Annotated in this window: 8 protein-coding genes; 6 read left to right on the forward strand and 2 right to left on the reverse strand. The window is 53.6% G+C overall.

Features of this window, described 5'->3' with window-relative positions; translation table 11 throughout:
• Positions 1-91: 91 nt before the first annotated feature.
• Together ubiD and fre are read left to right on the forward strand one after the other, a co-directional pair.
• Positions 92-1,585: a 4-hydroxy-3-polyprenylbenzoate decarboxylase gene (ubiD, locus tag WES_RS20340; RefSeq protein ID WP_000339815.1), complete on the forward strand. Its 1,494-nt coding sequence runs from the start codon at positions 92-94 to the stop codon at positions 1,583-1,585.
• A 45-nt stretch (positions 1,586-1,630) separates the two neighbouring features.
• Positions 1,631-2,332 (forward strand): NAD(P)H-flavin reductase, encoded by a 702-nt coding sequence (gene fre / locus WES_RS20335; RefSeq protein WP_010352530.1) that lies wholly within the window; start codon positions 1,631-1,633, stop codon positions 2,330-2,332.
• 190 nt (positions 2,333-2,522) lie between these two features.
• Here the strand turns inward: fre and fadA are convergent, their stop codons facing one another.
• Positions 2,523-3,686 carry an acetyl-CoA C-acyltransferase FadA gene (fadA, locus tag WES_RS20330; RefSeq protein WP_016158872.1) on the reverse strand — a complete coding sequence of 388 codons (1,164 nt, stop codon included), beginning with the start codon at positions 3,684-3,686 and terminating at the stop codon, positions 2,523-2,525.
• A gap of 9 nt (positions 3,687-3,695) precedes the next feature.
• The gene (gene fadB / locus WES_RS20325) at positions 3,696-5,885 is read right to left on the reverse strand and encodes a fatty acid oxidation complex subunit alpha FadB (RefSeq protein ID WP_016158873.1); all 2,190 of its coding nucleotides are present in this window, start codon (positions 5,883-5,885) and stop codon (positions 3,696-3,698) included.
• Positions 5,886-6,074: 189 nt separating this feature from the next.
• On the opposite strand from fadB, the gene pepQ reads away from it, so the two are divergent.
• The 4 genes from pepQ to hemG are packed head-to-tail and all read left to right on the forward strand — an operon-like array spanning position 6,075 to position 10,066.
• Positions 6,075-7,406 carry a Xaa-Pro dipeptidase gene (gene pepQ / locus WES_RS20320; protein ID WP_000444561.1) on the forward strand — a complete coding sequence of 444 codons (1,332 nt, stop codon included), beginning with the start codon at positions 6,075-6,077 and terminating at the stop codon, positions 7,404-7,406.
• Complete coding sequence (locus tag WES_RS20315) at positions 7,406-8,020, forward strand: IMPACT family protein (RefSeq protein WP_016158874.1); 615 nt, start codon at positions 7,406-7,408, stop codon at positions 8,018-8,020. Before pepQ ends, WES_RS20315 begins: the two co-directional genes overlap by 1 nt.
• Before the next feature lie 37 nt (positions 8,021-8,057).
• Entirely contained in the window at positions 8,058-9,509 is a 1,452-nt protein-coding gene (trkH, locus tag WES_RS20310; RefSeq protein WP_000545681.1) for a Trk system potassium transporter TrkH, read from the forward strand.
• Positions 9,510-9,520: 11 nt separating this feature from the next.
• The gene (gene hemG, locus WES_RS20305) at positions 9,521-10,066 is read left to right on the forward strand and encodes a menaquinone-dependent protoporphyrinogen IX dehydrogenase (RefSeq protein ID WP_016158875.1); all 546 of its coding nucleotides are present in this window, start codon (positions 9,521-9,523) and stop codon (positions 10,064-10,066) included.
• The last annotated feature ends 294 nt before the right edge of the window (positions 10,067-10,360 follow it).

The following is a 10,360-nucleotide window of genomic DNA, read 5'->3' on the forward strand; positions in this document are numbered from 1 at the left end:
GCATTATAGCGCCTGAGTTCACGCTAATTTAACAAATTTACAGCATCGCGAAGATGAACGCCGTATAATGGGCGCAGATTAAGAGGCTACAATGGACGCCATGAAATATAACGATTTACGCGACTTCCTGACTCTGCTTGAACAGCAGGGTGAGCTAAAACGTATCACGCTCCCGGTGGATCCGCATCTGGAAATCACTGAAATTGCTGACCGCACATTGCGTGCCGGTGGGCCTGCGCTGTTGTTCGAAAACCCTAAAGGGTACTCGATGCCGGTGCTGTGCAACCTGTTCGGTACGCCGAAGCGCGTGGCGATGGGCATGGGGCAGGAAGATGTTTCGGCGCTACGTGAAGTCGGTAAATTATTAGCGTTTCTGAAAGAGCCGGAGCCGCCAAAAGGTTTCCGCGACTTGTTTGATAAGCTGCCGCAGTTTAAGCAGGTGTTGAACATGCCAACGAAACGGTTACGTGGTGCGCCTTGTCAGCAAAAAATCGTCTCCGGCGAGGATGTCGATCTTAACCGTATCCCCATTATGACCTGCTGGCCGGAAGATGCCGCTCCGCTGATTACCTGGGGATTGACAGTGACGCGTGGCCCGCACAAAGAGCGGCAGAATCTTGGCATTTATCGCCAGCAGTTGATTGGTAAAAACAAGCTGATTATGCGCTGGTTGTCGCATCGCGGCGGCGCGCTGGATTTCCAGGAGTGGTGTGCGGCGCATCCGGGTGAACGTTTCCCGGTTTCTGTGGCGCTGGGTGCCGATCCCGCCACAATTCTCGGTGCAGTCACGCCCGTTCCAGATACGCTTTCAGAGTATGCATTTGCCGGATTACTACGCGGCACCAAAACCGAAGTGGTGAAGTGTATCTCCAATGACCTTGAAGTGCCCGCCAGTGCGGAAATTGTGCTGGAAGGGTATATCGAACAAGGCGAAACGGCGCCAGAAGGGCCGTATGGCGACCACACCGGTTACTATAATGAAGTCGATAGTTTCCCGGTATTTACCGTGACGCATATTACTCAGCGTGAAGATGCGATTTACCACTCCACCTATACTGGTCGTCCGCCGGATGAACCTGCGGTACTGGGTGTGGCGTTGAACGAAGTGTTCGTGCCGATTCTACAAAAACAATTCCCGGAAATTGTCGATTTTTACCTGCCGCCGGAAGGCTGTTCCTATCGTCTGGCGGTTGTGACGATCAAAAAGCAATACGCCGGGCACGCGAAGCGCGTCATGATGGGCGTCTGGTCGTTCTTACGCCAGTTTATGTACACCAAATTTGTGATCGTTTGCGATGATGATGTCAACGCACGCGACTGGAATGATGTGATTTGGGCGATTACTACCCGTATGGACCCGGCGCGGGATACCGTTCTGGTAGAAAATACACCCATTGATTATCTGGATTTTGCCTCGCCTGTTTCCGGGCTGGGTTCAAAAATGGGGCTGGATGCCACGAATAAATGGCCGGGGGAAACCCAGCGCGAGTGGGGGCGTCCTATCAAAAAAGATCCGGACGTTGTCGCGCGTATTGATGCAATCTGGGATGAACTGGCTATTTTTAACAACGGTAAAAGCGCCTGAGGCGCGTTTGTATTGCCCTATTTATCGATCCGACAGAGAAAGCGCATGACAACCTTAAGCTGTAAAGTGACCTCGGTAGAAGCTATCACGGATACCGTATATCGTGTCCGAATCGTGCCAGACGCGGCCTTTTCTTTTCGTGCTGGTCAGTATTTGATGGTAGTGATGGACGAGCGCGATAAACGCCCGTTCTCAATGGCCTCGACGCCGAATGAACAAGGTTTCATTGAGCTGCATATTGGCGCTTCTGAAATCAACCTTTACGCGAAAGCAGTCATGGATCGCATCCTCAAAGATCATCAAATCGTGGTCGATATTCCGCACGGTGATGCGTGGCTGCGCGATGATGAAGAGCGTCCGATGATTCTGATTGCGGGCGGCACCGGGTTCTCTTATGCCCGTTCGATTTTGCTGACGGCGCTGGCGCGTAATCCCAATCGTGATATCACCATTTACTGGGGCGGGCGTGAAGAGCAGCACCTTTATGATCTTTCCGAACTTGAGGCGCTTTCGCTTAAGCATCCTGGTCTGCAAGTGGTGCCGGTGGTTGAACAACCGGAAGCGGGCTGGCGTGGTCGTACTGGCACGGTTTTAACGGCGGTGTTGCAGGATCACGGTACGCTGGCAGAGCATGATATCTACATTGCCGGACGTTTTGAGATGGCGAAAATCGCCCGTGACCTGTTTTGCAGTGAGCGTAATGCGCGGGAAGACCGCCTGTTTGGCGATGCGTTTGCGTTTATCTGAGATATAAAAAACCCGCCCCTGACAGGCGGGAAGAACGGCAACTAAAACTTTATACAGTGGCATTTAGATCTATGTCGCATCCGGCATTCGGCACACGATGCCTGATGCGACGCTGGCGCGTCTTATCAGGCCTACATTGGTGCAGGATCGGTAGACCGGATAAGGCGTTTACGCCGCATCCGGCAAGTGGTTAAACCCGCTCAAACACCGTCGCAATACCCTGACCCAGGCCGATACACATCGTCGCCAGACCAAACTGGACGTCTTTGCGTTCCATCAGATTCAGCAGCGTGGTGCTGATACGCGCACCGGAACAACCCAGCGGATGACCCAGCGCGATCGCACCACCGTTGAGGTTGATCTTCTCGTCAATTTGCTCCATTAACCCCAGATCTTTAATACACGGCAGGATCTGCGCGGCAAAGGCTTCGTTCATTTCAAACACGCCGATGTCGCTGGCAGAAAGCCCCGCTTTTTTCAACGCCAGCTTAGAGGCCGGAACCGGGCCGTAACCCATAATCGATGGGTCACAACCAACGACCGCCATCGAACGCACGCGAGCGCGCGGCTTAAGACCTAATTCACGGGCGCGGCTTTCACTCATTACCAGCATGGCGGCTGCACCATCGGAAAGAGCAGAGGACGTGCCCGCCGTTACCGTACCGCTGACCGGATCAAACGCCGGACGCAGCGTGGCGAGGGCTTCCATGGTGGTTTCCGGGCGAATCACTTCGTCGTAATTAAACTGTTTCAGTACGCCGTCGACATCGTGACCACCGGTCGGGATGATTTCATTTTTAAATGCGCCCGACTGTGTGGCGGCCCAGGCGCGAGCGTGTGATCGCGCGGCAAAGGCATCCTGCATTTCACGGCTAATACCGTGCATACGCGCCAGCATTTCTGCCGTTAAGCCCATCATGCCCGCCGCTTTGGCGACATTACGGCTAAGACCGGGGTGAAAATCGACGCCGTGGCTCATCGGCACATGGCCCATATGCTCCACGCCGCCGACCAGACATGCCTGCGCATCGCCGGTCATGATCATCCGTGCTGCGTCATGCAATGCCTGCATGGATGAACCACACAAGCGATTGACGGTCACCGCAGGGACAGAGTGCGGCACTTCTGCCAGCAGCGCAGCGTTACGGGCGATGTTAAAACCCTGCTCCAGCGTCTGCTGCACACACCCCCAGTAAATATCGTCGAGAGTAGCCGCTTCCAGCGCCGGATTACGCGCCAGCAGGCTACGCATTAAATGAGCGGAGAGATCTTCCGCACGCACGTTACGAAAAGCACCGCCCTTCGAACGGCCCATCGGGGTGCGAATTGCATCGACAATGACAACCTGTTCCATTGTGACTCCTTAAGCCGTTTTCAGGTCGCCAACCGGACGGGCTGGCTCAACCGGGGGATAGTACGGTTCGTTATGACGCGCTTTATTACGCAGACCTTCCGGCACTTCATACAGCGGGCCGAGGTGCTGATACTGCTGTGCCATATCGAGATATTTCGCGTTGCCGAGGGTGTCCAGCCAGCGGAACGCGCCGCCGTGGAACGGAGGGAAGCCCAGGCCGTAGACCAGCGCCATGTCCGCTTCTGCCGGAGTGGCGATAATGCCCTCTTCCAGACAGCGGACCACTTCGTTGACCATCGGGATCATCATGCGGGCGATAATCTCTTCCTCGCTGAAATCGCGCTTCGGCTGGCTGACTTCTGCCAGCAGGCCGTCAACGGCGGCATCTTCTTCTTTCTTCGGCTTGCCTTTGCTGTCTTCTTTATAACGCCAGAAACCGAGGCCGTTCTTCTGACCAAAGCGGTTGGCATCAAACAGCGCGTCGATGGCGTCGCGATAATCTTTCTGCATCCGCTGCGGGAAGCCTGCTGCCATCACTGCCTGGGCGTGGTGCGCGGTATCAATCCCCACGACATCCAGCAGATATGCCGGACCCATCGGCCAGCCAAACTGTTTTTCCATCACTTTGTCGATCTTGCGGAAGTCCGCGCCGTCGCGAAGCAACTGACTGAATCCAGCGAAGTAGGGGAACAGTACGCGGTTAACGAAGAAGCCGGGGCAGTCGTTCACCACAATCGGCGTCTTGCCCATCTTGCTTGCCCAGGCGACGACTTTCGCGATGGTTTCGTCGGAGCTTTTCTCGCCGCGAATAATTTCCACCAACGGCATCCGGTGCACCGGGTTAAAGAAGTGCATACCGCAGAAGTTTTCCGGGCGTTCCAGCGCGTTGGCCAGTTCGCTGATAGGAATGGTTGAAGTGTTAGAGGCCAGTACGGTATCCGGGCGTACTTTTTGCTCGGTTTCTGCCAGTACGGCTTTTTTCACTTTCGGGTTTTCAACAACCGCTTCTACCACAACATCCACACGGTCAAACCCGGCGTAGTCGAGCGTTGGGTGGATCGTGGAGATCACGCCAGCCAGTTTCAGACCATCGATCTTGCCGCGCTCAAGCTGCTTGTTCAGCAGTTTCGCGGCTTCGGTCATGCCGAGGGTTAACGACTTGTCGTTGATATCTTTCATGACAACCGGCACGCCCTTCCACGCGGACTGGTAAGCGATACCGCCGCCCATAATGCCTGCGCCCAGCACGGCGGCCTGTTTCGGGGTTTCAACGTCTTTAGTGAGTTTCTTCGCTTTGCCTTTTACATATTGATCGTTAAGGAAAATGCCGACCAGTGCGCGGGCTTCGTTGGTGTGCGCCAGCGGGACAAAACTTTTGTTTTCCAGGTTTAAGGCTTCTTCACGACCAAAACGGGCAGCCGCTTCAATAGTTTTTACTGCGGTGATGGGGGCCGGATAATGTTTCCCCGCCGTTTGCGCGACCATCCCTTTAGCGATGGTGAAGCTCATGGTGGCTTCAATCTTGCTCAGTTTTAGCGGTTCCAGCTTCGGCTGACGTTTCGCTTTCCAGTCGAGGTCGCCGTTAATGGCCTGGCGTAAAATCGCCATCGCACCATCAACCAGTTTTTCTGCTTTGACTACGCCATCCACCAGACCGATTTTCAGCGCCTGATCCGCGCCGACATCTTTACCGGCGGCAATGATTTCCAGCGCACTATCAGCGCCCAGCATACGAGGCATACGTACAGAACCGCCAAAGCCCGGCATGATGCCCAGTTTGGTTTCCGGCAGACCGATACGCAGATCCGGCGTCGCCAGACGATAATCGGTAGCCAGTACACATTCACAGCCACCACCCAGCGCGTAGCCGTTGACGGCGGCAATGGTCGGCACCGGCAGATCTTCCAGGCGATTAAACACGCTATTGGCAAAATGCAGCCACTGGCTTAACTGTTCTTCGGGAACGAGGAACAGGGACAAAAATTCGGTGATATCAGCACCGACGATAAAGGCTGCTTTGTTCGAACGCAACAGCAGCCCTTTTAAATCTGATTGCTGTTCCAGCACGCCGATGGCCTCGCCGAGGCTAGCGACGGTCGCAGTGTCGAGTTTATTAACTGAACCTGGGGCATCAAATACCAGTTCGGCAATGCCATCTTCCAGCCAGTCAAGGTACAGGGTGTCGCCTTTGTAAAGCATGTCAGTCTCCTGAATCCGCAAGGTGATCTGGTCGTACCAGATGAGTCGAAGTGTGTATTTTGTGTTAAAAATATGCAAACAAAAGATTAAAGAAATGCCGATTCGATCACGCTCGGCAGAAATCACGCTCTGTATGAACGATGTGCTAAGATGCGGAGACTTAAGGTCAAAAAAACAGAAGGGTAAAAAATGGAATCACTGGCCTCGCTCTATAAAAATCATATAGCTACCTTACAAGAACGGACTCGTGATGCGCTGGCGCGCTTCAAGCTGGATGCATTACTTATTCACTCCGGCGAGCTGTTCAACGTTTTTCTCGACGATCATCCTTATCCGTTTAAAGTTAATCCGCAATTCAAAGCGTGGGTGCCGGTAACTCAGGTGCCAAACTGCTGGTTGCTGGTGGATGGCGTGAACAAGCCGAAACTGTGGTTTTATCTGCCGGTTGATTACTGGCACAACGTCGAACCTTTGCCGACCTCTTTCTGGACTGAGGATGTGGAAGTGATCGCGCTGCCGAAAGCCGATGGCATTGGTAGCCTGCTGCCCGCTGCGCGCGGCAATATTGGCTATATTGGCCCGGTGCCGGAACGTGCGCTGCAACTGGGTATTGAGGCCAGCAACATCAACCCGAAAGGGGTTATCGACTACTTGCATTACTACCGCTCCTTTAAAACCGAGTACGAACTGGCCTGTATGCGTGAAGCGCAGAAAATGGCAGTCAACGGTCATCGCGCGGCAGAAGAAGCCTTCCGTTCTGGCATGAGCGAGTTCGATATCAACATTGCCTATCTGACTGCGACTGGTCATCGTGATACCGACGTGCCTTACAGCAACATTGTGGCGCTTAACGAACATGCTGCGGTGCTGCATTACACCAAACTGGATCATCAGGCGCCGGAAGAGATGCGCAGCTTCCTGCTGGATGCCGGGGCAGAATATAACGGCTATGCAGCTGACCTGACCCGTACCTGGTCGGCAAAAAGCGACAACGACTACGCACAGTTGGTGAAAGACGTTAATGATGAACAACTGGCACTGATCGCCACCATGAAAGCGGGCGTCAGCTATGTGGATTACCACATCCAGTTCCATCAACGCATCGCCAAACTGCTGCGTAAACATCAAATCATCACCGATATGAGTGAAGAAGCGATGGTCGAAAACGATCTCACAGGACCGTTTATGCCGCACGGTATCGGCCATCCGCTGGGTCTGCAGGTGCATGACGTAGCCGGTTTTATGCAGGATGATAGCGGTACGCACCTCGCGGCACCGGCAAAATATCCGTACCTGCGCTGCACCCGTATTCTCCAGCCAGGCATGGTGTTAACCATCGAACCGGGTATCTACTTCATCGAATCGCTACTGGCACCGTGGCGTGAAGGGCAGTTCAGCAAACACTTCAACTGGCAGAAAATTGAAGCACTGAAACCGTTCGGCGGCATTCGTATCGAAGACAACGTGGTGATCCACGAAAACAACGTGGAAAACATGACCCGGGATCTGAAACTGGCGTGATGGAAAGCTGGTTAATTCCTGCGGCACCGGTCACGGTCGTTGAAGAGATCAAAAAGAGCCGCTTCATTACGCTGTTGGCGCATACCGATGGCGTCGAGGCGGCGAAAGCGTTTGTTGAATCGGTGCGGGCAGAGCACCCAGATGCCCGCCACCATTGCGTGGCGTGGGTAGCTGGCGCACCGGATGATTCTCAACAACTGGGTTTCTCTGATGACGGGGAACCTGCGGGAACGGCAGGTAAACCGATGCTCGCCCAACTAATGGGCAGCGGCGTCGGGGAAATTACCGCCGTGGTGGTGCGCTACTACGGTGGCATCTTGCTGGGCACTGGTGGGTTAGTGAAAGCGTATGGTGGCGGCGTGAATCAGGCGCTGCGACAGCTAACGACCCAACGCAAGACGCCATTAACCGAATATACTTTGCAATGTGAATATAGTCAGTTAACCGGCATTGAAGCGTTGCTGGGGCAGTGTGGTGGCAAAATTATCAACAGTGATTATCAGGCATTCGTTCTGCTGCGGTTGGCGCTTCCGGCGGCGAAAGTGGCTGAATTTTCCGCAAAGCTGGCGGATTTTAGCCGTGGTTCATTGCAATTGTTAGCGATTGAAGAATAATCCCCACTTCGTTTGCAGAACTAAGGAAGCGGCAGAGATGCATTTTCGCGCCATTACCCGAATCGTTGGACTACTGGTCATCTTATTTTCAGGGACCATGATTATCCCTGGGCTGGTAGCACTCATCTACCGGGATGGAGCGGGCCGCGCTTTTACCCAGACCTTTTTTGTCGCCCTCGCCATTGGCTCTATGCTTTGGTGGCCGAACCGCAAAGAGAAGGGCGAACTGAAATCCCGTGAGGGGTTTCTGATAGTGGTGCTGTTCTGGACCGTGCTGGGTAGCGTCGGTGCGCTCCCTTTTATCTTCTCGGAAAGCCCGAACCTCACGATTACCGATGCGTTTTTTGAATCTTTCTCTGGCCTGACCACTACGGGAGCCACTACGCTGGTGGGGCTGGATTCGCTCCCTCACGCCATCCTCTTTTATCGCCAGATGCTGCAATGGTTTGGCGGGATGGGGATCATCGTGTTGGCGGTTGCGATACTGCCTATCCTCGGCGTGGGTGGGATGCAGCTCTATCGCGCAGAAATGCCCGGCCCGCTGAAAGATAACAAAATGCGCCCGCGTATTGCGGAAACGGCGAAAACCTTGTGGCTGATTTATGTCTTGCTGACCGTCGCCTGTGCGCTGGCGCTGTGGTTTGCCGGAATGAATGCTTTTGATGCCATCGGTCATAGCTTCGCGACAATCGCCATTGGCGGCTTCTCAACCCATGATGCCAGCGTTGGCTATTTCGATAGCCCGACAATTAACACTATCATTGCTATCTTCCTGCTGATCTCCGGCTGTAACTATGGTCTGCACTTCTCGCTGCTAAGTGGTCGTAGTCTGAAGGTTTACTGGCGCGATCCGGAATTTCGCATGTTTATCGGCGTACAGTTTACGCTGGTGGTTATTTGTACACTCGTACTGTGGTTTCATAATGTCTACAGTTCGGCGCTGATGACGATTAACCAGGCGTTTTTCCAGGTGGTGTCGATGGCGACAACCGCTGGGTTTACGACTGACAGCATTGCCCGCTGGCCGCTCTTTTTGCCGGTACTGCTGTTATGTTCAGCTTTTATCGGCGGTTGCGCCGGGTCAACGGGCGGTGGCCTGAAAGTGATCCGCATCTTGCTGTTGTTCAAACAGGGGAACCGTGAGCTGAAACGACTGGTGCATCCGAACGCCGTCTACAGCATTAAGTTGGGGAACCGTGCACTGCCGGAACGTATCCTCGAGGCTGTATGGGGATTTTTCTCGGCCTATGCGTTGGTATTTATTGTCAGTATGTTGGCGATTATCGCCACTGGCGTGGATGACTTTTCTGCCTTTGCTTCGGTTGTGGCGACATTGAATAACCTGGGGCCGGGGCTTGGCGTGGTTGCTGATAACTTTACCAGCATGAACCCGGTGGCTAAATGGATCCTGATTGCCAATATGTTGTTTGGTCGTCTCGAGGTATTTACATTGCTGGTGCTCTTTACCCCGACTTTCTGGCGTGAATGATGGAGTAATACGTGAAAACATTAATTCTTTTCTCAACAAGGGACGGACAAACGCGCGAGATTGCCTCCTACCTGGCTTCGGAATTGAAAGAACTGGGGATACAGGCGGATGTCGCTAATGTGCACCGCATTGAAGAGCCACAGTGGGAAAACTACGATCGCGTGGTCATTGGCGCGTCTATTCGCTACGGTCACTACCATTCTGCGTTCCAGGAATTTGTCAAAAAACATGCGACGCAGCTGAACTCAATGCCGAGCGCCTTTTATTCCGTAAACCTGGTGGCGCGCAAACCGGAGAAGCGTACTCCACAGACCAACAGCTACGCGCGGAAGTTTCTGATGAACTCGCAATGGCGTCCCGATCGCTGCGCGGTCATTGCCGGGGCGCTGCGTTACCCACGTTATCGCTGGTACGACCGTTTTATGATCAAGCTGATTATGAAGATGTCAGGCGGTGAAACGGATACGCGCAAAGAAGTTGTCTATACCGATTGGGAGCAGGTGGCGAATTTCGCCCGGGAAATTGCCCATTTAACCGACAAACCGACGCCGAAATAAGCATAAAGAATAAAAAACGCGCATTCGGAAAATTATTTTAAATTTCCTCTTGTCAGCTCAGAATAACTCCCTATAATGCGCCACCACTGACACGGAACAACGGCAGACAAGCCGCCGGGTCAGCGGGATTCTCCTGAGAATTCCGGCAGAGAAAAGCAAAAAAATGCTTGACTCTGTAGCGGGAAAGCGTATTATGCACACCCCGCGCCGCTGAGAAAAAGCGAAGCGGCACTGCTCTTTAACAATTTATCAGACAATCTGTGTGGGCACTCGAAGATACGGATTCTTAACGTC

The organism is Escherichia sp. KTE31, from assembly GCF_000407925.1.
GTDB classification, from domain to species: domain Bacteria; phylum Pseudomonadota; class Gammaproteobacteria; order Enterobacterales; family Enterobacteriaceae; genus Escherichia; species Escherichia ruysiae.